This is a genomic window from Azonexus sp. (assembly GCF_049652925.1).
Classification (GTDB): Bacteria; Pseudomonadota; Gammaproteobacteria; order Burkholderiales; family Rhodocyclaceae; genus Azonexus.
On record NZ_JBASFI010000028.1, the window covers coordinates 42,105 to 65,638 of the forward strand.

A 23,534-nucleotide genomic window follows, 5' to 3' on the forward strand; every position below is an offset into this window, starting at 1 on the left:
ATTTAGAGCTCAAGCTGAGTCGATGATTCGACTACCTGTACTCATAGCGGCCTGGCCGCTGCTGCTATACAAAGACTGGTCTGCTTGGGTGTGTGTCAGGATGGAGAGCGCTTCGCCGGTTTTCTGCTGCAGAACACTAATCAGCTTCCCATTTAGCTCGTTTATCCCACGGGCTTCCCGCGCAATTTTCAGCATGCCCTCCCAAAGTGCAGCCGATTCTTTTTCCAGAGGGTGCGCAGAAAGCCATGCTTGCATGTCGATTATGGGCGCGCTACCGGATGAAAGGGTGCGCGCACGTTCGGCGCCTGCTTGGTTAAGGTGTTCGACCAGCGACAGCTTTTCGATATTTACTTCAGCCAAACCATCTGAGCTTCCGGAGCGCAGAATATCCTGCTCGCGGAGGAGCGTGTCGCGGAAACGGGCGACCAGATCGGTTTCCCGCTTTAACAGAGCGGCGACGGCGCTCATCAAGCCTTGCGCTGAGAGTCGAGCAGGTCGCGGGTGGATTGGATTAGTCCATCTGCTATTGCTTCCGGATTAATCTTGAAGCGGCCTTGGGAGATGGCTTCCTTGATTTCCTGAATGCGCGCTGCATTAACCGGCGGTTTCTCGGCGCCTTGCAAGGCGCCTGCGAGCTGGCTCAGACTCACAGACTCCGCCGTTGATGCGGTCTCTTGCGGTGAGCGTGTGACTGGACGTGGTGTGACCGGCGTCGCGCCAAGGTTGTATTTGCTGTCAATTTTCATGATGTGGCTCGCAATGCTTTTTGATCTTAAACGGTATATCGGCCGCCAATGGTGAAACTTTAGCTCAAAATTCGATTTCTACGGAGCTGTCTGCTCGGGCAGTGCCTGTTATTGTCTGGCCTGAGTTCATGCGAATCTGCGCGGGCTGGCCAATGGCCGCGTTGTTGATTGCTTTGCCTTCAGCGCTGACAGAGAAACCACTGCCTTTCGAAATTACCCGTACGGTTTGGCCTTGGCGGATGACTATCGGGGCTACTAACTGGTCGAAGCGTATTGTCTGGCCTGCACCGAGTGAGTTGCGGACGGTCTTTCCGATTACGCCAGAGGGGTCGCTGGCGACGCCAGCGGGTAAATGGGAGACATCTCCACTGAGTGTGACCAAATCGGACTCCTTGATCACTTGACCGGCAATTAGTGGTCGGCTGGTCGTGACATAGTTGCCGGCCACGGCAATTTGAGCCGGCACTAGAACCGTCCAGCTATTTGGCGACAAGCAACGGACACCAACGTGTGTTCGTCCAATGATTTTGCTGCCTTGTGGTGTAAATGCCTCGAGCGCAGAGCAGGGCGAGAGTCTGCTGGCATCAAATTGTCCCATTGTGATAGTGGTTTTGCCGGCCAGATTTTTCGTTTGCAGGCGAATATGCTGTTCCGCAGTGTCTAGAATCGTTGCAGAGTCTGCTGCAAGGGCGACCAGGCATTGGGCTAGCAAACAAGGCAGGGCAAGAAGACGCATATGCATGTGCACATTTTGCCTTATTGAGACAGCTACGGCCTGTTAATTTTGCTGTGGCACAAAGTGTGCTTTTGTTAGCCAACGATTGTTGGAGTTGACGATGTCGAATATAGCCCAAAACTTTTCGGTTCTTAGCAAAGCGCTTGACTTGCGCACCCAGCGCCATCAGGTGCTGGCATCGAACATTGCCAATGCGGATACACCGAATTTCAAGGCTCGCGATATTGATTTCAAGTCAGCCATGCAGAACGCATTGGCTGGTCGTGCCGACGTTGGGGCATTGAGCATGGCAGTGACTTCCCGTGCGCATCAGCAGGGAAGTGGTATGAGCGGCTCTGGAACATTGCAATATCGCACAGAGACACAGTCGGCTGTTGATGGCAACACGGTCGATATGGATGTCGAGCGCGCCCAGATTACAGACAACGCCCTCCAGTATCAGATTCTTACCCAGATGATCAGCAACAAGTTCCAAGGGCTGCGTAGTGCAATGGCGTCCAGTCAAGGCTAAGGAGAGGCTGAATGAGTTTGTTTAATGTTTTTCAGGTGTCGTCAAGCGCCATGACGGCGCAGTCGATGCGCCTCAACGCGGTTGCCTCCAATCTGGCTAATGCGGACAGCATTGTGTCGTCGGACGGGCTGCCCTACAGAGCCAAGCAGGTGGTGTTTGAGGCCACGCCAATAGGTGGCGCCGGAGATATTTCGAAGGGGGTACGCGTACGTCAAGTCGTTGATGATGCATCGCCGCCGCGCGTGGTGTACGACCCCAAAAATCCAGCCGCCGATGAAAAGGGTTATGTCGCTTTCCCGAACGTTAATGTCGTTGAGGAAATGACCAACATGATTTCCGCCTCGCGCTCCTATCAGACGAATGTCGAGGTTATGAATACCGCAAAAACCATGATGCTGCGCACGCTGCAGATCGGTCAATAAGGAGATGAGTCATGAGTAGCGTTACTAGTAGTTCCACGGTCAACTCGGTTTTACAGCAACTTTCCGAAAGTTCGACCTCGACGACCAGCGCGGCGGATCAGTTGAGCGACCGGTTTATGACACTGCTGGTGACCCAGATGCAGAATCAGGATCCATTGAACCCGATGGATAACGCTGAACTGACTAGCCAACTGGCTCAAATCAATACAGTCAAAGGAATCGATAGTCTTAACACTACGCTGGAAAAGCTTTTGACTTCATATAGCGAGACGTTGGCCATGCAATCTTCGTCCATGGTCGGCAAAAATGTCCTTGCCGCCGGCAATTCTCTCCCGTTGGGTGATAACGGTGCGCTGGGCGGGGTCAAACTGGATGGCGATGCGGACAAGGTCAGCATCATTATTAGCGACGCTAATGGCGTGAAGGTGGCTCAGGAGGATCTTGGTGCCCAAAAGGCAGGCGTAATTGACTTTATTTGGGACGGCAACAATGCCGATGGAACACGCTTGGCGAATGGAACTTACCAGTTCTCCGTGCAGGCCACCCAAGGGGCAAACAAGGTGACGGCGACGGCGCTGGAGGTTGGCACGGTATCTGCTCTTGTAAGGGGACAGAACGGCTTTCAGCTGGAAATTCCCGGAACGGGGCTAGTCGATTTCAGTTCCGTCGAACAGATTTACTAAGATTGAGTCAAGGAGTACATCATGGCATTCCAACAAGGTTTGAGCGGTCTGGCTTCCTCTTCCAAGGCGCTGGACGTTGCCGGTAACAACATTGCCAACGCATCGACTGTAGGCTTCAAGTCCTCGGCTACCCACTTTGCCGACGTATATGGTGCTTCCTTGCAAGGGGGCGGTGGTTCGCAAATTGGTATTGGTAGCACGTTGAGTGGGGTCCTGCAGCAATATACGCAGGGCAACATTACCGCGACTAACAACCCTCTGGATATTGCCATCAACGGAACTGGTTTTTTTGGACTGACCCAGAACGGCTCGGTAAGTTATTCGCGTAATGGTCAGTTCCATCTGGATAAGGATGGCTTCATCATCAATGACCAGAACCGCAAGCTACTTGGTGTGCTCGCCGACTCGACCGGCAGCATTCCGCAGCAACCGCCGACCGATCAACTCAAAGTTGATTTCGTCACTGGCACACCGAATCCGACCAGTACTGCCGCTGTGACAGCCAATCTGGATTCTCGTCAGACGGTTCCGGCTCAGACGCCGTTCGATCCGACTGATCCGGATACCTACAATAGTTCAACGGCAATGACGGTGTATGACTCGCTGGGTAATCCGCATACCTTGTCCTACTATTTCCTCAAGACAGCAACACCAAACGAGTGGACGTTGTACACCCGTATGGACGGTGTGGCGCCAACTGCAGCAGAGGCGGCGGGTACGGTAACTTTTAACTCGTCAGGTGTTCTGACTTCGTCGGGTACTCTTACCAAGAGCTATGCCGTAACTACTGGTGCGGTTTCGCCCTTGTCGTTTGATGTTAACGTCTCGAACATGACCCAGTTCGGCAGCCCGTTCGCAGTCAACGACCTGACGCAGAACGGCTTTGCTCCGGGCAATCTGGCCGGGGTCAGTGTTTCGAAGGACGGTATCGTCCAGGCTCGTTACGATAACGGGCAGACGCGCGACATTGGTCAGGTGGCTCTGTTCAACTTCCGCAATCCGAATGGCCTTTCCTCAATCGGTAACAACCAGTGGTCGGAAACAGCCGATTCCGGTCAGCCGACGCCGGGGAATCCGAATACCGGTATTTTCGGAGTGCTGCAAGCATCGGCTGTCGAAGAATCGAACGTCGACCTGACTGCGGAACTGGTCAACCTGATCGTTCAGCAGCGCAATTATCAGGCGAGTGCGCAGTCGATCAAGACGCAGGACCAGATTCTCCAGACGCTCGTGAATATCCGCTAATTTCGATTTTTGACTTTTTTTCGAGTTCACCGTGGATCGCCTGATTTATACCGCCATGACCGGCGCCAAGCATGTCTTCATGCAGCAGGCCGGCACTGCCAACAACCTCGCCAATGCCAGCACCGTTGGCTTCAAGGCGCAGGAGCACCGCTTTCGGGCGGTGCCGATTCTGAGCGATGCCATGCCGACGCGGGCGTTCGTGGTCGACGCATCCGTGAGCGACGTGTTCAGCGAAGGCCCGGTGATGTTTACCGGCCGCAATCTGGATGTTTCGGTTCAGGGGCGTGGCTGGCTTGCCGTACAGCTGCCGGATGGCAGCGAGGCCTATACCCGCGCCGGTAGTCTGGATGTCGATGTGGCTGGGCTGCTGCAGACCAAGAGTGGTTACCCGGTGGTCGGCGATGGTGGTCCGATCAACGTGCCGCCCGACAACAATATTGAAATTGCCCCCGATGGAACGGTTTCCGTTGTGCCCAGTTTTGGTACGCCGAACAATGCCAACGCAATCGGACGTTTGAAGCTGGTTAATCCTCCTGAGGCTGATCTTGTGCGTGGTGCCGACGGCCTGTTTCGTCTGCGCAGCGGCCAGCCTGCGGAAGCAGATGCAACGGTTCGTGTTGCCTCGGGCGCGCTGGAGGGCAGCAACGTCAATGTGACAGATGCAATGGTCAACTTGATCAGCCTCTCACGCCAGTTCGAAATGCAGATCAAGATGCTGCAAACCGCTGATACCAACGCCCAGCGTGCCGACCAGTTGCTTTCGTTGAATTCCTGATAGGACTTAGTCATGATCCGTTCCCTTTGGATTGCCCGAACCGGACTCGATGCTCAGCAAACCCAGCTCGATGTTATTGCCAACAATCTGGCCAACGTCGGAACGAATGGCTTCAAGCGATCCCGTGCGGTCTTCGAGGATCTGCTGTATCAGAATCTGCGTCAGCCTGGCGCACAATCGTCACAGCAATCGCAGATTCCAACCGGACTGCAATTGGGGGCAGGGGCTCGACCGGTGGCAACGGCGCGCCTATACACCCAAGGCAATCTCCAGAAAACGGACAACACGCTGGATGTGGCGGTTCAAGGCAGCGGCTTCTTCCAGATTCTTCTGCCGGATGGAACGACCGGCTATACGAGAGACGGTTCACTCCAGAAAGACAATCAGGGCCAGATCGTTACTGCCGACGGTTACCCGTTGCAACCTAACATCACGATTCCTGCGAATGCGCTCTCAGTCTCGATCGGTACTGATGGGACGGTGACCGTCACGCAGCCCGGAACGGCAGCTGCGACGCAGATCGGCTCGATTCAATTGGCGACTTTCGTCAACAATGGCGGCTTGCAGGCGATCGGCCAGAACCTGTTCCTGGAGACTGCGGCAAGCGGAACGCCAACGCCCAATACGCCGGGAACCAATGGCGCCGGGGTGACCAATCAGGGGTACGTAGAAACCTCCAACGTCAACGTTGCCGAAGAGCTTGTCACGATGATCCAGACCCAACGCGCCTACGAACTGAATTCGAAGGTGGTCTCGGTCTCCGATGCAATGCTGGGACGTCTGACCCAGTTATGAGGTGAAATCATGAAACGTCTGTCATTGCTGGCTGTTGTATTCACAAGTGCTTGCGCGACAACGCCGCCGACCAATGTGCACCAACCGATGTCGGCTCGCCCGGCGCCGCGCATGGAGTCTCCGGCTACAAACGGTGCGATCTATCAGGCAGCCTACAGTCGTCCGTTGTTTGAAGATCGTCGGGCGCGCTATGTTGGCGATACGATCACGATCAAGATTTCCGAAAGTACAACAGCATCGGCTGCCAACGCGAACAAGCTGGACAAGTCGAACACGCAAAAGGCTTCGGTCAGTGCGCTTTCCGGTTTGCCGGGCAAGGGCTTGCTGGGCATGGACTTGGGGGCCACGAGCTCTACAGCGTTTAGCGGCAAAGGCTCTGCTGCGAACAACAATGTGTTTAACGGCAATATTACAGTCACTGTTATTGATGTCATGCCAAACGGTAACCTGCTGGTTTCAGGGGAAAAACAACTGGCGATCGGAGAGGAGCAGGAGTTTGTCCGTATTTCCGGTGTGATTAATCCGAGCTTCGTTGATTTTTCCAATACGATCGAATCCTCCAAAGTGGCTGATGCGCGAATTGAGTACAAATCAGCCGGCCAGATCAGTGATGGTCAGATCATGGGTTGGATGGCACGATTCTTCCTTAATGTTCTGCCATTCTAGGGAATATTCAGGTGGAGACAGATCATGAAGACACTTTGCGGCAATTGGTACCGGCAGGCGGCAATAGTGGCCGCTTGTCTTCTGCCGCTTTGCGGCCAGCCAGCCTTCGCCGAGCGCATCAAGGATCTTGCATCGATTCAAGGAGTGCGCAATAACCAATTGATTGGCTATGGCATCGTCGTCGGGCTGGACAATACCGGTGACCAAACAACACAAACACCGTTTACGACCCAGGCAATCGGCAACATGCTGTCCCAGCTTGGCGTCAATCTGACGACAGAACAGGCGACCAAGCTCCAGTTGAAAAACGTTGCCGCTGTCATGGTTACAGCGGTTATGCCGCCATTCTCCAAGCCCGGACAGGCGATCGATATCACCGTCTCATCGATTGGCAACGCGAAAAGCCTGCGTGGCGGCACCCTGCTGATGACCCAGCTGAAAGGGGGCGATGGACAGGTCTACGCCGTCGCTCAGGGCAACGTTCTGGTTGGCGGTGTCGGAGCTTCGTCGGGTGGATCGAAGATTGCGGTCAACCACCTTTCGGCGGGAAGAGTACCGGCTGGCGCGACGATTGAGCGAGATGTCCCGACATCGGTAGGCCAGGGCGGCTTCATCTATTACGAACTGGGAAGCTCCGATTTCGGAACCGTACAAAATATGGTTGAAGCAATCAACCGGGCGATTTCGCCGGGGACGGCTCGTGCTGTTGATGGGCGGCGAATTGCCGTGCGCGCTCCGGACGATATCGATCAACGCGTTGCCTTCCTGGGGCGCCTTGAGGATTTGGATGTTAAGCCGGCTATCGGGAGTGCGCTGGTGGTCATCAATCCACGGACGGGCTCAGTAGTTATGAATCAGAAAGTTACACTTGACCCGTGTGCTGTGGCGCATGGCAGTCTTTCGGTGGTCGTAGATGCTGGCAACCAGGCGACCGGGCAGCCGGCCGACATTCAGGTCAAGCAGGCAAACGGCAGTCTGGTTAACGTCAAGGCGGGGGCTAATCTGGCTGAAGTGGTCAGAGCGCTCAATGCCCTCGGCGCCAATCCACTTGATCTTCTTGCTATCCTTCAGGCCATGAAGGCAGCTGGAGCTTTGCGCGCTGAACTCGAAGTTATCTAGTCGACGACCGGCTCGATGAAAATCCAGAATACGCCTAACCGCGCAGCCTTCGATGTCCAAGGCTCGCAAGATTTGCGCAGCCAGTTTCAGAAGGATCCGAAGCAAGGTCTGAAGGCTGCAGCGCAGCAGTTCGAGGCGCTCTTCCTGCAAATGGTCATGAAGAGCATGCGCGATGCGACACCGCAGGATGGGCTGCTCAATAGCGATCAGTCGCGTTTCTATACCGGTATGCTGGATCAACAGATGGCGCAGAACATGGCGTCGAGCCGTGGTGGTGTCGGGTTTGCCCGGCTGATCGAACAGCAGTTGGGGCAGCACCTGGCAACCCCCAAGGGGCAGGAGGAGTTGATGGCACCGGCAACTGCTGCCGCCAAGGATTTGCCGCTTGCCGTTTCCGATGTCAGTCACCTGCAACACAGACCCGTAATGAGTGGCCTGCCAACCTCTGCTTCGTATGGCGCGCATGACTCGGTGACACCAACAGTCAGCCAGGAGGCGCCAGCTTCGTCGCGCGAGTTCGTCAATCGTGTCTGGCCGCATGCGGTTGAAGCGTCACGGTCAACCGGAATTCCGCCCGTTTTTTTAATTGGCCATTCAGCGCTCGAGAGCGGTTGGGGGCGGGGCGAAATTCGAAAAGCGGACGGGAGCAATAGTTTCAACCTGTTTGGCATCAAGGCTGGAAAAGGCTGGACGGGCGATACCGTAGAAGCTGCTACGACCGAGTATGTCGATGGCCAGCCCACCAAGGTAACCGAACGTTTCCGCGCCTACGCATCCTACGAAGAATGCTTTCGTGACTATGCCAATTTGCTTCGCAATAGCCCGCGCTATACCGGCGTGATTGGGTCTCAGGATGGCACAGAGTTTGCTCGACGTTTACAACAAGCAGGGTATGCCACTGATCCGATGTACGCCGACAAGCTTTCGCGCATCATCAATGGCCCGACACTGCGCCAAGCACTTATCGGTTGATCCGCCCTCAATATTCCGGGATCGGGGCCGTTAACAAAGCAGTAGAGTAAAGGAATTGCCATGAGCAGCGGAATGCTATCAATCGGGATTACCGGGATCCATGCGGCGCAACTGGGGCTGGAGGCGACTCAGCACAACATCGCCAATGCCAATACCCCTGGCTACAGCCGTCAATATATCCAGCAATCTGCCGGCATCCCGCGGCTGACGGGGTCTGGTTACTTTGGTAGCGGTACTACTGTTGATACCGTTCGTCGCTCCTACGATAAATATCTGACTGCTCAGACGTTTGCTTCCCAGGCTGCGGCGTCGGAATCGGCGACCCAGTTAGCCAAACTGAGCCAGATTGACAATATGCTGGGTGACCCGAGTTCCGGTTTGGCGCCTGCCATGCAGGAATTCTTTACCGGTGTGCAACAAGTGGCAGCCAACCCGTCACTCGTCTCGGCACGCCAGAGCATGCTGTCATCGGCAGAGGCCTTGGCTGGACGATTCAACTCAATGTCTACCCGTCTAGGCGAGCTTTACGATAGCGTCAATGGTGAAATCAGCGGTGAAATAGAGCTGATTAATGTTTATGCTCAACAGCTTGCCGATGTGAATGATCAGATCACCCGTGCAGAAGCGGCGACCAACCAGTCGCCCAATGATTTGCTCGATCTGCGTGATCAACTGGTTGCGGACCTGAACAAACATGTTCGTGTGACAACCGTTGAGGACTCGATTGGTAACTTCAACGTTTTTGTCGGGAACGGCCAGCAACTGGTGGTTGGTTCCGTCGTCAACAAGCTGGTCCCCATAACTTCAAGCTCCGATCCCGAACGGATCGTCGTTGGCTTGCGGGGCCAGTCGGGGGCTATCCAGGAGTTGTCGGAATCCCTGATTGAAGGCGGTGCCCTCGGTGGCTTGATGAAGTTCCGCAACAATTCGCTGGATGATGCGACAAATACGCTTGGGCAGATTGCTGCTTCAATGGCATTGACCTTTAATGCCCAGCACGCATTGGGGCAGGATCTGGATGGTCTGAACCAAACCTCTGCAACCGCAGGCTTTCAGGCGAATTTCTTTGAACTCTCGCAGCCCAAAGTGCTTGCCAGTGCAAGTGGTGCAAGTTCCGTAACCGCCAGTTTTCTGGCCCCAACCGGTGATCCGGCGACCGGGAACTTCAAAACCAGTCTGACTGGTAGCGACTATGTGCTCACCGCTACTTCGGCGACCAGCATGACGCTAACGCGACTGTCCGATGGCGTGGTGTTCCCCGCTACCGGGGCCGCAGCGAGTGTAGCTGATTTGAATGTCCTGATTGCTGGCGAGGGTTTTTCGATTGGCGGGAGTGCGCCGACGGTTGGCGTCGATTACCGGATCGAGCCAACTCGCGACGCGGCGAGAAACTTTCAGGTGAATTCGGCGATAGCCGCCGATGTAAAGCGGATTGCTGCCGCAGCGCCAAGCGTGACTATGCTGGGGTCCGGAAATACGGGCTCGTTGCAGGTCAGCCAGGGAACTGTCAGTCCGGGGTACTCGTTGGCAAACCTCCCTGCCGGGTTCACATACAGTCAGGGTAGCGGGGCATTTACCTTCGGGTTACCTGCAACTGGAACTGTGAGCGCGACTTATGCTGACGGAACCACATTGGCCATTGCTGTTGGTTCGATCAACCGATTGAATGCCGGATCGGAACTGGCGCGTGTTACCTACAATGGGATTTCGGTCGATATTTCCGGAACTCCGGCTAACGGTGACACCTTTAGCATCAATACGAATGCCAGCGGCGTCTCCGATAGTCGAAATGCCGTCAAACTGGCCGCGTTGCAGACACAAAATACGATGGAAGGTGGCCGAGCGACATATCAGGGAAGTTACTCAAGCCTGGTCAGTGGCGTGGGTTCGGTGACTCGCCAGGTTAAGGTTAGCGGAGAGGCGCAGCAGGCCCTCCTCAAGCAGAACGAGTTGGCTCGCTCGGCGGTATCCGGCGTTAACCTTGACGAGGAAGCTGCCAACCTTATTCGCTATCAGCAGGCCTATCAAGCCTCGGCCAGATCGCTCGATATTGCTTCGAAGCTGTTTGATACGCTTCTCGGCATCTCCAACTAAGGAATCGCATCATGCGTATAAGCACCTCGATGATGTTTGATACTGGCACCCAGAACATGCTGCAACTGCAGACGAATTTGTACAAACTGCAAAATCAGATGTCGACCGGGCGTCGTATCCTGACTCCCTCTGATGATCCAGTTGCAGCCGCGCAGGCGCTGGAGGTCAGTCAGCGACAGTCAATCAATTCCCAGTTTATGGACAATCAGGGAAATGCAGCCAGTCAATTGACGAGTCTGGAAAGCACACTCAGAAGTGCCAGCGATCTAATCTCGAACGTGATGGTCAGGGCCGCTGAGGCGGACAATCCGGATATCAGCGACACTTCACGTCAGGCAATTGCATTTGATATCAGCGAGAACTTCAGTGAATTGCTGGGCCTGGCAAATAGCACGGATGGGCTGGGACAGTATCTTTTCTCCGGATTCCGCGGCGAGACAGAGGCATTCGGGGTCTCCGGGGCTCCGGGAAGCAGAATCACAACCTATCATGGCGATGACGGGAATCGTCAATTGCAGGTTGAAACAGGGCGTTTGATGGATGTTTCCGCATCTGGAAGCGATGTGTTTGTGCGCATTCCCCAGGGGAACGGTCAGTTCATGGCTAGTGCAGGAGTTGCCAATACAGGAACTGGCGTTCTTGGGGCATCTTCAACTATTTCCGGCTATGACGGTGGCACCTATCAACTTACTTTTACAGCACCTGGTGTGTATGACGTATACGCCAATGGGTCAGCTATACCGTATCTGACCGGCCAGGCTTACACCGCAGGTTCGGATATTTTGGTTGGTCCGGTGGCACAGCAGATCAAAATCAATATTTCTGGCACTCCGGCTGCAGGAGACACCTTTACGGCTCAGCCGGCCAGCAATCAGGATATTTTTACGACCTTGGACAGCATGATCAAGGCGCTGAATGCTAACGTGGGCAGTACTCCTGCGACCAAGGCAGCGTTCAAGAATCAGATCACTCTGATTCGCCAAAATCTTGAGCAGGCGCATAGTCATCTACTCACAGAGCAGGCCTCTGTTGGTGCCCGGCAGCTTGAGCTGGAAAATTTGAGTAACGCCGGTGCTGATCGTGATCTGCAATATCAGACTGACCTGAAGAACCTCCAGGAGCTTGATTACACTAAGGCCATTTCCGACTTGGCCAATCAGAAAATGGTTCTTGAAGCAGCTCAGCTCTCCTTCAAGCAGGTCAGCCAGATGTCGCTGTTCAACTACCTATGAAAAAAATTGGCGCCGCACTGATTGCCTCCGCTTGTCTGGCCGGTTGCGGGGGGACGCCCCTGATTCCGAATGAGACCATTCAGCTCACGGCCAAGACGGGAATTAGTCTGTCGTCGCTGGCCACGGCTGCCGTGGTCGGCGCGGCGATCTATCTGGTCTATGATCCGCTGGCACCCAACTGGGAGATTGAGGAGTCCAGGCTGTCGCCGGATGTCTACCGCTTCTCCATGAAGATGAAGCGCTACCATACAGGTGGGGCCGGCGAATCGGTGCAGATACTCAAGCGGCGCGCCAGCCAGTTGCAGTACGAAAATGGTTTTTCCAGCTATCAGATTCTCGAATACACCGAGGGTATCGACTCCCAAACCATTGGCGCACGGCGCATGGCGGAGGGAACGGTGCGCCTAGTGCAGCGTCAGGATGCTGATTCGTACAAAATGAATGAGCGCTACTGATTGGCGGGAACGGCGAAACCCAAGGTTGCACTGAGTGCGTATTCGTAGAGCGCCTGCAACGGGGTGGCCAGATAGTTCATGCTGACGGCCAGCGCGATGAAGCCGCCGATCATGGTGAGCGGGAAGCCCAGCGCAAAAATATTCAACTGAGGTGCGGCCCGGGTGAGGACTGCCAGCGCAATGTTGGTGATCATCAGTGCGACAACCACGGGGAGCGAGAGCAAGACCCCGACCGAAAACATTTTTGACCCGAGTTCGACCAGATTAAGCCAGCTTGCCGCTGCTATCGGCGTCGCGCTGACCGGTATGGCATAAAAGCTTTGCGCCAGGGTGGCGACATACATCAGATGGCCGTTTAGTGAGAGAAACAGCAGGAAACTGATGAGGCCAATAAACTCGCCGATCACTGGCGTTTGCGAGGAGCTCAAAGGGTCGTAGGCAGTTGCGAAGCCAAGGCCCATCTGGGCGCCAATGAATTCGCCGGCTACATCAACGGCAGCGAAGACAATGCGGGCAGCGAAGCCCATACCGATACCAATCAGCATTTGCTGCGCCAGTATCCAGAGGCCAGCCAGCGAGCCGGGGGCGACTGTTGGCATCGCCGGCAGGGCCGGGGCGATGGCTATGGCGATACCAAGGCCGAGAATGAGTCGTGTCCGTCGGGGAATCCCTGCCGATCCCCAGAGCGGAGAGGTGGCGATAAACGCCAGAATGCGGGTCAGTGGATAGGCAAAGGCAACAATCCAGGCGTCGAGTTGTGCCGTGGTTATGCTGAGCATGGTCAGCCGATCAGCTGCGGAATGCTCTCGAACAGACGCTGGATATAGTCAATCATGTATTCCAGCATCCAGGGACCGACGAGGATCAGGACCATGAACATGACGACCAGTTTCGGAACGAACTGCAGAGTCGCTTCGTTGAGCTGGGTCGCTGCTTGAAAGATGCTGACGATCAAACCGACAATCAAGGCCGAAAGCAACATCGGCGCCGCCATGACCAGCGTGACTTCAATGGCCTGGCGGCCGATTTCCATGACGACGCCCGGGGTCATGGGTTGAAGCTTTTGACCAGCGAGCCGATGACCAGATGCCAGCCATCGACCAGGACGAAGAGCATCAGCTTGAAGGGCAGGGCAACCATGACTGGTGACATCATCATCATGCCCATTGACATCAGCAGGCTGGCCACCACCATGTCGATGATCAAGAAGGGGATGAATATGATGAAGCCGATCTGGAACGCTGTTTTCAACTCGCTGATGACGAAGGCAGGAATCAGGACGCGCAGGGGGATGTCGTCAGGCTTTTCGATTTTATCTACCTTGGCGACACTCGCCAGCATGGCGATGTCGGCTTCCCGGGTCTGGCGCAGCATGAAGCTGCGCATCGGAACTGCCGCCCGTTCGCCGGCCTGGGCGATGTTGATCTTGTTCTCCGAGAGCGGCAGATAGGCGTCGGTATAGACCTGGTCGAGGGTCGGCGACATGATGAAAAAGGTCAGGAACAGCGCCAGGCCGACCAGAATCTGGTTGGGGGGCGAGGTTTGCGTGCCCATGGCATGGCGGAGCAGGGAAAGCACAATGATGATGCGGGTAAAACTCGTCATCATCAGGATGGCGGCGGGCAGGAAAGTCAGCGCCGTGAGGAAGAGCAGCGTCTGAATGGTCAGGCTGTAGGTGGTGCCTCCACCGCCGGTTGGCGTGCTGGTGACTGATGGGAGTCCGCCAGCAGTCTGGGCCAGGGCCATGATCGGGGGGAGCAGCAGGCCGAACCCGAGTATGAGTCGCCTAAGCATTGTTCTGGCGTTCCTTGATCGACTTGAGCCACTGGACAAAAGGCGCTTCAGCCGGGCCGGCGGAGGCCTCGGCGTCCATGCTGCTTCCCTTGGGAAGTTGATGCAGCGTACGAATCTGTCCGGGGACGATGCCGATGACCAGCCAGCTGTCACCGACCTCGACCAGCACAATGCGCTCACGCGGACCCAGCGCAACGCCACCGATAATTTTCATGCCGCCCAGGCCAAAACCTTTGCCTCCGGACAGCTTGCGGGCCAGCCAGGCAGTGCCGAAAAGCAGTCCGAGGATGAGGAGCAGGGCCAAGGTCGCCTGCAGGTAGGTGCCGGCTGGAATGCCGGGGCTGGCGGCGTCGCTACCCCACGCGGTGATAGGCAGCAGCAGTGGAAAGAGAAGGCGCAGCAAGTCGGGGGTCGCGTTCAAAGTAGGTTAGGGCGCTATCTTAAACCCAAACCTGAAAATTGACTTTGCTACGGTCAACCGGAAATTTTGCCCAAAATTGAAAGGTGGTGGTCTGCGGCGCAGACCACCGCATCAGCGGTTGAGCTTTCGCATCCGCTCCGAGGGCGTGATGATGTCAGTCAGGCGGATACCGAATTTGTCGTTCACCACGACCACTTCCCCTTGTGCGATGAGCGTGCCATTGACTAAAACGTCCATCGGCTCGCCAGCCATCGCGTCGAGTTCGACGACGGAACCGTGGGCCAGTTGCAGCAGGTTCTTGATGGTGATCTTGGTCCGGCCAAGCTCGACTGTTATCTGGACAGGAATGTCGAGAATCATGTCGAGTTCGTTCATGATCCCGCCCTGACCCACTGGCGCGGAGAATGACGGGAAGATGTCGGCCGGTTGGACAGTCGCCGCAGCGCCATCGCTAACGACCTGTTCCGCCATGGCGGCAGCCCAGTCGTCTTCACTGATCTGTCCGGCATCTTCGGCCGGGGTTTCCATATTTTCGATATCGTCAGCCATTTTTCTCTCCCATCACCGGTTCCCCGGGCGGTGCGTCGGGCGAAGCAGCGATGAATCGCTCGACTTTAAGTGCGTATTGGCCATTTTGCTGGCCATAGGAACATTCCATCAAGGGCACGTTATCCACCAGAGCCTCTATTCGCGGCAACAGGTTCAGCGGAATAACGTCGCCCTCCTTGAGATTCAGAATTTCGCGCAGCGATATTTTTCCGGTGCCCAGATGCGCGACGATTTCCACTTCTGCCCCCTGCAACTGCTTGCGCAGTGTGCCGATCCAGCGCTTGTCGGTCGATAGCTGGTCACTTTGCATTGTGCTGTAGAGCAGGTCGCGGATCGGCTCAAGCATCGAGTACGGGAAGCAGATGTGCATGTCTGCTGTCGCGCCACCGAACTCCAGTGTGAATGTCGTTGAAACAACGATTTCGGACGGCGTTGCGATATTGGCGAACTGCGAGTTCATCTCCGAGCGAATGTACTCGAAATTGATGTCGTACACCGGCTTCCAAGATTTGCTGTACTCGGTGAATACAACGTTCAGCAAACCCTGGATGATGCGCTGTTCGGTGGCCGTGAAATCACGCCCTTCAACGCGGGTGTGAAAACGGCCGTCACCGCCGAACATGTTGTCTACGACCAGAAAGACCAGATTCGGATCGAAAACGAATAAAGCGGTGCCGCGCAAAGGCTTGGCAATGACCAGATTCAGGTTGGTAGGGACGACCAGGTTGCGGATGAACTCGCTGTATTTCTGTACGCGGATCGGGCCAACCGAGATTTCCGCGTTGCGATGCATGTAGTTGAACAGGCCGATACGCAGATAGCGGGCAAAGCGCTCGTTGACCAATTCCAGCGTCGGCATCCGGCCCCGGACGATTCGCTCTTGGGTGCCGAGATTGTACGAACGTATCCCCCCGCCTTCCCCTTCGCTGTCTTCGGGTTCGTCGGTTTCACCGGTGACGCCCTTGAGTAGGGCGTCAACCTCGTCCTGGGATAGAAAATCTCCCGCCATGGATCCTTACTGAATAATAAATGAGGTGAACAGGACGGCCTTGACCGGACCCTCTGCGGCTTCAGTTACACCTTTCTTGTTCTTGACCGGGGGCTCAATGACGGAATTGATCTCGTCTTTGAGGGCTTCCGCCAGTTTTTCCTTGCCTTCCTTGGGCAGCAGTTCGGAGGCTTTTTTCGACGACAGCAAGAGTGTCAGATTATTGCGAATCTTTGGCATCTTGGTTTTGATGTCCGGCTCGGCCGTCGCGTCTTCGACTTCAAGCGAGAGTGCCACCTGCAGATACTGATCGCCGGTTTCGGGGACCAGATTGACGGTAAATGCATCGAGATTGATAAAGACCGGATGTGCTTCCTTGTCTTTTTTCTTGTCTTTCTTTTTGGCGGGCTTGGCCGTTTCTTCAGCGGTTTCCTCATCGTCCTCGGCGTGGTCGCCCTTCTTGAGCAACATGAAGGCAGCGCCTCCCCCCAGCACCACTAGAAGAACGACGGCAAGGATGATGATCAACAGTTTTTTGCTTTTTTTCGGAGGGGCTTCTGCCCCTTCTTCGGCTGGCTTGGCATCCTTGGCCATTGTCTCTCCCTCTTTACTCGATCATGACGATCCGGTTATGCGAACAGGTCTACCAAACCGCGTCCCCGCTGAATTGGTATTCCGGCCGGGTTGGAGCTTGCGTGACTATCGGGCGAAAGTATAGCGTTTTCCCCGGTAGAGCGGGCTTCATTGCCAAACTGAAAAGGAGTTTCGCGGTTCTGCGAAGGCAATTGGCTGCCAACATTGGCTTGGCCGAGGCTGATGCCGGCATTCGCGAACATTTCACGCAGTTGGGGCAGGGAGTCTTGAATGGCTTGGCGGACTTCTGGATGTGGTGAGGCGAATGCGGCGCTGGTCTGGTCGCCGTTGATCGAGAGGGTGATTTGGATCGGGCCCAGTTGCGGCGGGTTGATGTTGATCTGAGCAACCTGCTGGTCATTTTTTGCCAGCCAGACGACACGGGAGCCAAAATCCTGAGTCCAGGTTGGTGAATTGATGGTGCTGGTGATGGTCGGCGGGGGTGTTGGCGCAGCTGTGCCATTCGCCGCTCCGGTCGCGGCCAGTGCTGTTGCGAAGGCTGGGGTCGAGCCGCTGTTGCCGGGATTCGAGTCGCCGGCAAGAATTGCCGCATTCCCGGTGTCCGAACGTGGTGGAATCCGCGATTCGGTATTTTGGGCAGCTGGTGTAGCGGGTGGTGTTGCAGTCTGTGTGTTGCCGGAAAGGAGTGCGCTCCGCTGTTCCGACAAGGCCGGGCGTCCATCCTTGTCGGCGGAATCAACGCCGTCTGCCTTGGCCATATGAGGGGCAGTGTCTGGCTTGTTGCGGTTTACACTCTCAGGGGGGCGATTTTGAACCGGCGGAGTGGCCATGGGTACAACGTACTGGGCTGCCAAGCCCGGGTCCATCGGAATGGAGTCGGAGTTGGCTGCAAGTTTTCGCTCTTTTTCGCTGTCTTCTATCTTGTGATCTGGCTCGGTGATGGTTGTTGCAGGCAGGTTGGGGTTCGCGGATAGTGCTGCCAGCACATTCTCGGCACTTCCATCAATGACCGTGGTGCTCGGCAATGGCCTGTCATCAACTGGGAGCATGGGTTTGTCCATGGACATGCTCGTCTGGGCAATGATCTCTCTCAGCAGTTCAGTATCCGACTGTTGGCCTGCCAGGACGCTCTCGCCTGCAAGTAGTGCCGGGGGGGGCTGCCCTGACGAAGGAGTCTGCGCGGCAAGAAGGGCTGCAAAGTCCAGCGGCAAGCTGTTCTCTGCGAGTATTTCTCCCTGACCGGGCAAGGCCGTTTTTCCGCCGATGGCTGCGATCGAACTGGAAATTGCCGGAATACTCATGATCAGACCTTGAGGTGCATGGAGATGCTATCAAGGTAAGCAAAGCATGTGCCTGATATCAGTCCGATTCTTCTTCGTTGCGTACGGCGTATTTGCGGGCCGAGTGCTCTTCCTGGATTTTCTGCTGCTGCTTGTTGTCGAGCACTTTTTCTCGCACGTCGTGTCGATGCGAGAGGGTGTCAATGGCTTTCAGGCGCTTGTTCTGTTCTTTCCAGTGTTCCTGACCGCTCGCCGTATTCTGCTCAGAATGGCGAACGGCCAATGTTTGCTGGCCGATTGCCTCATCGATGCGGGCGAGGAAGTCCTGATAGTTCCTGAGTGCCATGGGTGTAAGCCCTTGCATGCAGGCCTCGCGCAATTTGATCGCGTAGTCAGCGCGATAATCTTCAAGCATCTGAAGGCGGCTGCGGGCACTTTGCTCGGCGGCGATCAACTGGCCAAGTTGGCGCGTGGCTTCGTCTGAGCGGGTTTGCATCAGTTCCAGCAAGGGCTGCAACGAGAACTTGTTTGCCATGGCTTAAGGGAACAGTGCGGAAAGGGCGCTGACACTGCTCGTAAAATCGGCTTGCTCTGTCAGTTGCTGCTGAAGAAAGGCTTCCATCCGCGGATATAAGTTTATTGCCTGATCCAGCACCGGGTCAGAGCCCGGCGAATAGGCGCCAACCGAAATCAGGTCGCGCGAGCGCTGGTAGCGGGCGAAAAGCACCTTGAAACGACGAATCTGATCGAGTTGTGTTGGTTCGATCAAATTGACCATGGCGCGGCTGATCGACTGCTCAATGTCGATGGCCGGGTAATGCCCTGCATCGGCCAGCGTTCTGGACAATACGATGTGACCGTCGAGAATGGCTCGAGCCGAATCGGCAATCGGATCCTGCTGGTCATCGCCTTCGGCCAGAACGGTGTAGAAGGCTGTCATCGAGCCGCCACCTTCCGGGCCATTACCTGCCCGCTCGACGAGTTGTGGCAAACGGGCAAATACCGAGGGTGGATAGCCTCGGGTTGCAGGCGGTTCGCCAATGGCCAGGGCAATCTCCCGTTGCGCCATGGCATAACGGGTCAGAGAGTCCATGATGAGCAGAACCTGTTTTCCCTGGTCACGGAAATACTCTGCGATGGTCGTTGCATATGCTGCGCCCTGCAGTCGCATCAGCGGTCCGGTATCGGCCGGTGCGGCGACGACCACGGCCCGACGCATGCCTTCTTCACCAAGGATCTGCTCGATGAACTCCTTCACTTCCCGGCCGCGTTCGCCGATAAGTCCGACAACAATCACTTCGGCCTCGGTATAGCGAGCCATCATGCCGAGGAGTACTGACTTGCCCACGCCAGACCCGGCGAAAAGCCCCATGCGCTGACCTCGGCCAACAGTCAGCAATGCGTTGATGGAACGAATGCCGACGTCGAGTGGGTGTTCGATCGCTGCCCGGGTCATCGGATTGATCGGGCGGCTTTGCAGGGGGCGGGTCAGGTTTGATCTGAGCGGGCCCTTGCTATCGAGAGGGCGACCAACGCCGTCGAGAACCCGGCCAAGCAATTCGTCGCCAACCGGGCCCTGTTTTGCACGATCGATGGCCCGGCGTTTGTGCTTGACAGGAAAGTCGACCCGGGGCGCCGGGTTGGGGATATCGCAGGCGATGACACGAGCGCCCGGGGCTAGTCCGAAGACATCATCGGAGGGCATCAGATAGAGCTTTTCTCCGGCGAAACCGACCACTTCGGCCTCGACCGGCGCGCCGCTGGCCGGGAAAATATGGCATGAACTGCCAAGCGGCAGTTTCAGCCCCGACGCCTCCATGACGAGGCCGTTTATCCTTGTCAAACGGCCCGCCGGCCAGAGAGGCTGGGCAGAAGCGGCAGACAACTCGCAGCCTTCGAGAAAACGCTGCCAGCGCCCGACGTGGTCGGGGAGCGCGATCAAGGTCGGTTCATCCATTCCGAAGGAGTGACACCGATAGACTCAAGTACACGCTTCCAGCGTGTTTCGATGGTGGCATCGACCTCGCTTGCTCCGGCAACAAGCATGCATCCTCCCGGCGAAATCTCAGGATCGTCAATGATCTGGGCGCCGGTTTGGGAGAGTTGTTCGCCGATCTGTTCGCGAATCACCGTGGCGTCGGCCGGATTCAGTCGGAGAACGACATGGGCATGATGCAGCGGCAGTGCAGCGAGTGCCTCGCGAATGACAGGCAAAAGCAGTTCGGGGCGCGTGTTGATCGCGCCGCGAAGCACTTGTGCCGCCGCTTCAAGGGCGAGGCTGAGTATTTGTTCGGCGACGTGTTGGTCGAGATGAGCCAGTGATATCTGCAGGTTGCCAAGAAGCTCGGCAAATTGTGCCGTTGTTTCGGCCACGGTTGTCGCCATTGCCTGCTGACCGGATTCAAGTCCTTCGCGGTAGCCGAGGCTGTAGCCAGTGGCGCGAGCTTCGTCGTGGATGCGTTGAACATCTTCGGCGTTCGTCAGGCTCTGCGTGGCATGCCCTTCGGGTTGGCTGGGAGCGGCGGAGGATGCAGCTGCGGGGGCGGGGCTGGTCGTGTCGATTGGCGACTGGGTATGATGCGACACCGGTTTTGCATCGAGCGAGCCGATGTTCCAGCGCTGGTAGCCCGCGAGCTTGTCCTTGGGAATGACGCCTGCCATCTTGAGTTAGACCATTTGTTCGCCGCCAGCACCACCGAGGACGATTTGTCCCTCGTCTGCCAGGCGACGTACCACCTTGAGGATTTCCTTCTGCTCCCCTTCGACTTCGGATAGCCGTACAGGCCCCTTCGACTCGAGGTCTTCGCGCAGCATTTCTGCGGCCCGCTGCGACATGTTCTTGAAAATCTTCTCGCGGAGATCGGGGGATGCCCCCTTGAGCGCGAGGATTAGGGAGTCGGACTGAACTTCACGCAAAATGAGCTGGATGGAACGATCGTCGATTTCCATCAGGTTTTCGAAAACAAACATTTCGTCGAGAATCTTCTGGGCCAGGTCAGGGTCGTACTCGCGGATCGCATCGACGACCGAGGTTTCGTTGGCGGTGCCGATGAAATTGAGTATTTCGGCAACGGTGCGAATGCCGCCCATCGCCGTCCGCTTCACACTGGTCGAGCCGGACAGGATACGCATCATCGCTTCGTTCAGCTCGCGCAATGCGGATGGCTGAATTCCTTCGAGCGTGGCGATGCGCAAAACGACGTCGTTGCGCAGGCGCTCCGTGAAGTGATTGAGAATCTCGCTGGAGTGGTCGTGTTCCAGATGGACCAGAATCGTCGCGATGATCTGAGGGTGCTCATTCTTGATCAAATCAGCGACGGTTGTCGCGTCCATCCATTTCAAGCCCTCGATGCCCGATGTCTCGCCACCTTGGAGAATGCGCGAAATGAGGTTCGATGCCTTGTCGTCACCCAGCGCCTTGGTCAGCACGGAGCGAATGTAGCTGTCGGTGTCGACGTGCACGGCAGCGTGTTCTTCGGCATTCTTGTGGAACTCGTCCAGTACGCTCTCGACTGTTGTTCGCGGCACACTCTTGAGTGCCGCCATGGCGTGCCCGAGTTTTTGGACCTCGCGAGGTCCAAGGTGCTTGAGCACCTCGGCTGCATGGTCTTCGCCGAGCGCGATCAGCAAGGTCGCGCTCCTTTCCAGTCCATCTTCAGCGTTAAGAGGCATTGGCGCCCATCCAGTCCTTGATGATGTTGGCGACTGCCTTTGGATCCGCTCCGGCTATGTCGCGCGCCTTTTGTACCTTGGCAGCGTAGAGGTCGATCCGCACGTGGTCCTCGCCCGGTTCGCCATCGATTCCAGCAATCTTGACATGCGCTGCGGCGCCGGCGACGCCCTCGGCGGTTGATGCGGCCCGGCGCTCGGCAGCTGACGGGAACATGGTTTTCAGCGAGGGCTGGATAATCTTCAGGAAGAGGAAGGCAACTATCAGGGCAATCAACAGATACTTGAAGATATCCTTGGCATAGGAGATGGTTTCCGGGTCCTTCCAGAGCGGTATCGAGCTATCGATCTTTTCACCGGTGGTGAAGGGCGCATTGGCCACCGAGATTGAGTCGCCGCGTTCCTTGTTGAAGCCCATCGCCTCGCGGACCAGCTCGTTGATCTGTTTCATTTCCGGCTCGGGAATCGGCTTGTTGACCGGCTGGCCGTTCTTGTCGATGTCCTTGCGATGATTGATGACAACGGCAGCAGACAGGCGCCGGATGTCGCCCATGCCTTGCTTGGTGTGGCGGATCGTCTTGTCGACTTCAAAATTGACCGTTGCGGCCTTGCTCGTATTGATCGGTTGGCCGACGCCATTGAGCGGCGCCGTGACGCCGGCGGCGTCGAGCTTGCCTTGAATTTCGGCCGTTTTTCCCGGTTGACCGGGGGAAGTGCCGGTTGGCGGTTGGGTCAGCGGCGCGGTAGCCGGCACTGGCGGCTGATTGGTCAATGCACCCGGGACGCCGCCGGCCGATTGGTTCACGCTGGCTGACTCATTGGTCTGCCGACTGCGGATGGCGGTGGTTTCCGGCGTATTGTTGGGGCGGTAGCTTTCAGCCGTTTGCTCGCTTTGCGAAAAGTCGATGTCGGCAGCCACCTGAACCTTGAAGTTTTCGCCGCCCAGCAACGGTTTGAGGATGTCCTCAATGCGTTTGATGATGCTGCCTTCGATATCCCGAACATATTTGACCTGAGTGGCGTCCAGGCCGGCCTCCGTCAGCTTGTTTTTTAGTTGCGAGAGCAGAGCGCCAGTCTGGTCGATTACCGTGACGTTGGTGGCCGGCAATTGCGGTACGCTGGACGAAACCAGATGCGTAATACCGGCGATCTGCGCACCATCCAACGAGCGGCCGGGATAGACGTTGAGCATGACCGAGGCTGTCGGCTTTTGTTCTTCGCGGACGAAAACCGAGGGTTTGGGAATGGCCAGGTGGACCCGTGCCGACTGCACCGCGGCAATTGACTGGATGGTACGGGCCAGTTCGCCTTCCAGTCCGCGCTGATAATTGACCTGTTCGGCAAACTGGCTGATGCCGAATTTCTGGTTTTCCATCAATTCGAAACCCACCATGCCGCCGCGCGGTAACCCCTGTGAGGCCAGTTTGAGGCGAATGTCATGGACTCGGTCGGCAGGGACCTGCAATGCGCCGTTATCGCTGTAGCGGTGGGGAATATTTTGCTGCTCGAGAACGGTGACGATAGTCCCGCCATCCTTCTCGTTGAGATTGGAGAACAGAGTTTTCCAGTCGGGCTGCCGACTCCAGAGGATTGCGCCGACGATGATGGCGATCATTGCGGCCGTTGCCACCATGAAGACAAGCTTCTGCTGACTGCCGAGCCGGTCGAAGGCGTCGCGCAGACGTTCCAGCGGATTTCCTGCTGGTGCATTTCCTGCTGTCGTCTCAGTTGTTGCTGCCATCAATAGCCGGTCAAATTACGGTGAAACAGAAGAAGAATCAATCGAGA

The 23,534-nt window shown here is 56.4% G+C and carries 28 protein-coding genes; 12 read left to right on the forward strand and 16 right to left on the reverse strand.

The features are described 5' to 3' along the window. Window positions 1-9: 9 nt before the first annotated feature. The 3 genes from WBK19_RS15220 to flgA all read right to left on the reverse strand — a co-directional run bounded on the left by WBK19_RS15220 (window position 10) and on the right by flgA (window position 1,482). A complete protein-coding gene (locus WBK19_RS15220) occupies window positions 10-468 on the reverse strand; it encodes a flagellar protein FlgN (protein WP_511291162.1) in 459 nt (152 codons plus the stop codon). Continuing rightward, entirely contained in the window at window positions 468-746 is a 279-nt protein-coding gene (gene flgM, locus WBK19_RS15225) for a flagellar biosynthesis anti-sigma factor FlgM (RefSeq protein WP_511291164.1), read from the reverse strand. Before flgM ends, WBK19_RS15220 begins: the two co-directional genes overlap by 1 nt. Before the next feature lie 64 nt (window positions 747-810). Continuing rightward, window positions 811-1,482 (reverse strand): flagellar basal body P-ring formation chaperone FlgA, encoded by a 672-nt coding sequence (gene flgA, locus WBK19_RS15230; protein ID WP_511291166.1) that lies wholly within the window; start codon window positions 1,480-1,482, stop codon window positions 811-813. A gap of 100 nt (window positions 1,483-1,582) precedes the next feature. Here flgA and flgB point away from each other — a divergent pair, with 100 nt between their 5' ends. From flgB to WBK19_RS15290, 12 genes are read left to right on the forward strand one after another with little or no spacing between them, the layout of a single operon-like run. Then, complete coding sequence (gene flgB, locus WBK19_RS15235; protein WP_511291168.1) at window positions 1,583-1,993, forward strand: flagellar basal body rod protein FlgB; 411 nt, start codon at window positions 1,583-1,585, stop codon at window positions 1,991-1,993. A gap of 11 nt (window positions 1,994-2,004) precedes the next feature. Next, window positions 2,005-2,415 carry a flagellar basal body rod protein FlgC gene (gene flgC, locus WBK19_RS15240; protein ID WP_511291170.1) on the forward strand — a complete coding sequence of 137 codons (411 nt, stop codon included), beginning with the start codon at window positions 2,005-2,007 and terminating at the stop codon, window positions 2,413-2,415. A gap of 11 nt (window positions 2,416-2,426) precedes the next feature. Continuing rightward, the gene (locus WBK19_RS15245) at window positions 2,427-3,098 is read left to right on the forward strand and encodes a flagellar hook assembly protein FlgD (RefSeq protein ID WP_511291172.1); all 672 of its coding nucleotides are present in this window, start codon (window positions 2,427-2,429) and stop codon (window positions 3,096-3,098) included. Between the two features lie 21 nt (window positions 3,099-3,119). Then, window positions 3,120-4,343: a flagellar hook protein FlgE gene (gene flgE, locus WBK19_RS15250; protein ID WP_511291174.1), complete on the forward strand. Its 1,224-nt coding sequence runs from the start codon at window positions 3,120-3,122 to the stop codon at window positions 4,341-4,343. Between the two features lie 31 nt (window positions 4,344-4,374). Then, window positions 4,375-5,118, forward strand: a complete 744-nt coding sequence (gene flgF, locus WBK19_RS15255; RefSeq protein ID WP_511291176.1) for a flagellar basal-body rod protein FlgF — start codon at window positions 4,375-4,377, stop codon at window positions 5,116-5,118. 12 nt (window positions 5,119-5,130) lie between these two features. After that, entirely contained in the window at window positions 5,131-5,913 is a 783-nt protein-coding gene (gene flgG, locus WBK19_RS15260; RefSeq protein ID WP_511291178.1) for a flagellar basal-body rod protein FlgG, read from the forward strand. Between the two features lie 9 nt (window positions 5,914-5,922). Continuing rightward, window positions 5,923-6,579: a flagellar basal body L-ring protein FlgH gene (locus tag WBK19_RS15265; RefSeq protein WP_511291180.1), complete on the forward strand. Its 657-nt coding sequence runs from the start codon at window positions 5,923-5,925 to the stop codon at window positions 6,577-6,579. A gap of 24 nt (window positions 6,580-6,603) precedes the next feature. Further along, window positions 6,604-7,698, forward strand: a complete 1,095-nt coding sequence (locus WBK19_RS15270) for a flagellar basal body P-ring protein FlgI (RefSeq protein ID WP_511291182.1) — start codon at window positions 6,604-6,606, stop codon at window positions 7,696-7,698. A gap of 15 nt (window positions 7,699-7,713) precedes the next feature. Continuing rightward, complete coding sequence (gene flgJ, locus WBK19_RS15275) at window positions 7,714-8,670, forward strand: flagellar assembly peptidoglycan hydrolase FlgJ (RefSeq protein ID WP_511291184.1); 957 nt, start codon at window positions 7,714-7,716, stop codon at window positions 8,668-8,670. A gap of 60 nt (window positions 8,671-8,730) precedes the next feature. Beyond that, window positions 8,731-10,764 carry a flagellar hook-associated protein FlgK gene (flgK, locus tag WBK19_RS15280; RefSeq protein ID WP_511291186.1) on the forward strand — a complete coding sequence of 678 codons (2,034 nt, stop codon included), beginning with the start codon at window positions 8,731-8,733 and terminating at the stop codon, window positions 10,762-10,764. 11 nt (window positions 10,765-10,775) lie between these two features. Beyond that, window positions 10,776-11,996: a flagellar hook-associated protein FlgL gene (gene flgL / locus WBK19_RS15285; protein ID WP_511291188.1), complete on the forward strand. Its 1,221-nt coding sequence runs from the start codon at window positions 10,776-10,778 to the stop codon at window positions 11,994-11,996. Then, the gene (locus WBK19_RS15290; protein WP_511291189.1) at window positions 11,993-12,451 is read left to right on the forward strand and encodes a hypothetical protein; all 459 of its coding nucleotides are present in this window, start codon (window positions 11,993-11,995) and stop codon (window positions 12,449-12,451) included. Before flgL ends, WBK19_RS15290 begins: the two co-directional genes overlap by 4 nt. Here the strand turns inward: WBK19_RS15290 and fliR are convergent. The 13 genes from fliR to fliF form a co-directional block, all read right to left on the reverse strand. Beyond that, window positions 12,445-13,230, reverse strand: a complete 786-nt coding sequence (gene fliR / locus WBK19_RS15295) for a flagellar biosynthetic protein FliR (RefSeq protein WP_511291191.1) — start codon at window positions 13,228-13,230, stop codon at window positions 12,445-12,447. The genes WBK19_RS15290 and fliR overlap by 7 nt on opposite strands. A 2-nt stretch (window positions 13,231-13,232) precedes the next feature. Next, on the reverse strand, window positions 13,233-13,502 hold the full coding sequence (gene fliQ, locus WBK19_RS15300; RefSeq protein ID WP_511291193.1) for a flagellar biosynthesis protein FliQ: 270 nt from the start codon (window positions 13,500-13,502) through the stop codon (window positions 13,233-13,235). Continuing rightward, entirely contained in the window at window positions 13,499-14,245 is a 747-nt protein-coding gene (gene fliP, locus WBK19_RS15305; RefSeq protein ID WP_511291195.1) for a flagellar type III secretion system pore protein FliP, read from the reverse strand. The genes fliQ and fliP overlap by 4 nt, the downstream gene beginning before the upstream one ends. Continuing rightward, complete coding sequence (fliO, locus tag WBK19_RS15310) at window positions 14,238-14,648, reverse strand: flagellar biosynthetic protein FliO (RefSeq protein WP_511291197.1); 411 nt, start codon at window positions 14,646-14,648, stop codon at window positions 14,238-14,240. Before fliO ends, fliP begins: the two co-directional genes overlap by 8 nt. 129 nt (window positions 14,649-14,777) lie before the next feature. Next, a complete protein-coding gene (gene fliN / locus WBK19_RS15315; RefSeq protein ID WP_511291199.1) occupies window positions 14,778-15,215 on the reverse strand; it encodes a flagellar motor switch protein FliN in 438 nt (145 codons plus the stop codon). After that, window positions 15,208-16,224 carry a flagellar motor switch protein FliM gene (gene fliM, locus WBK19_RS15320; protein WP_511291201.1) on the reverse strand — a complete coding sequence of 339 codons (1,017 nt, stop codon included), beginning with the start codon at window positions 16,222-16,224 and terminating at the stop codon, window positions 15,208-15,210. The genes fliN and fliM overlap by 8 nt, the downstream gene beginning before the upstream one ends. 6 nt (window positions 16,225-16,230) lie before the next feature. After that, the gene (locus WBK19_RS15325; RefSeq protein WP_511291203.1) at window positions 16,231-16,797 is read right to left on the reverse strand and encodes a flagellar basal body-associated FliL family protein; all 567 of its coding nucleotides are present in this window, start codon (window positions 16,795-16,797) and stop codon (window positions 16,231-16,233) included. A gap of 35 nt (window positions 16,798-16,832) precedes the next feature. Next, entirely contained in the window at window positions 16,833-18,098 is a 1,266-nt protein-coding gene (locus tag WBK19_RS15330; RefSeq protein ID WP_511291205.1) for a flagellar hook-length control protein FliK, read from the reverse strand. 58 nt (window positions 18,099-18,156) lie between these two features. Next, a complete protein-coding gene (gene fliJ / locus WBK19_RS15335) occupies window positions 18,157-18,612 on the reverse strand; it encodes a flagellar export protein FliJ (RefSeq protein WP_511291207.1) in 456 nt (151 codons plus the stop codon). Window positions 18,613-18,615: 3 nt separating this feature from the next. Next, window positions 18,616-20,034 carry a flagellar protein export ATPase FliI gene (gene fliI, locus WBK19_RS15340; RefSeq protein WP_511291209.1) on the reverse strand — a complete coding sequence of 473 codons (1,419 nt, stop codon included), beginning with the start codon at window positions 20,032-20,034 and terminating at the stop codon, window positions 18,616-18,618. Further along, on the reverse strand, window positions 20,016-20,738 hold the full coding sequence (locus WBK19_RS15345; protein ID WP_511291211.1) for a FliH/SctL family protein: 723 nt from the start codon (window positions 20,736-20,738) through the stop codon (window positions 20,016-20,018). Before WBK19_RS15345 ends, fliI begins: the two co-directional genes overlap by 19 nt. Window positions 20,739-20,744: 6 nt before the next feature. Then, the gene (gene fliG / locus WBK19_RS15350; protein WP_511291213.1) at window positions 20,745-21,749 is read right to left on the reverse strand and encodes a flagellar motor switch protein FliG; all 1,005 of its coding nucleotides are present in this window, start codon (window positions 21,747-21,749) and stop codon (window positions 20,745-20,747) included. Next, complete coding sequence (gene fliF, locus WBK19_RS15355; RefSeq protein ID WP_511291215.1) at window positions 21,739-23,487, reverse strand: flagellar basal-body MS-ring/collar protein FliF; 1,749 nt, start codon at window positions 23,485-23,487, stop codon at window positions 21,739-21,741. Before fliF ends, fliG begins: the two co-directional genes overlap by 11 nt. Between the last annotated feature and the right edge of the window lie 47 nt (window positions 23,488-23,534).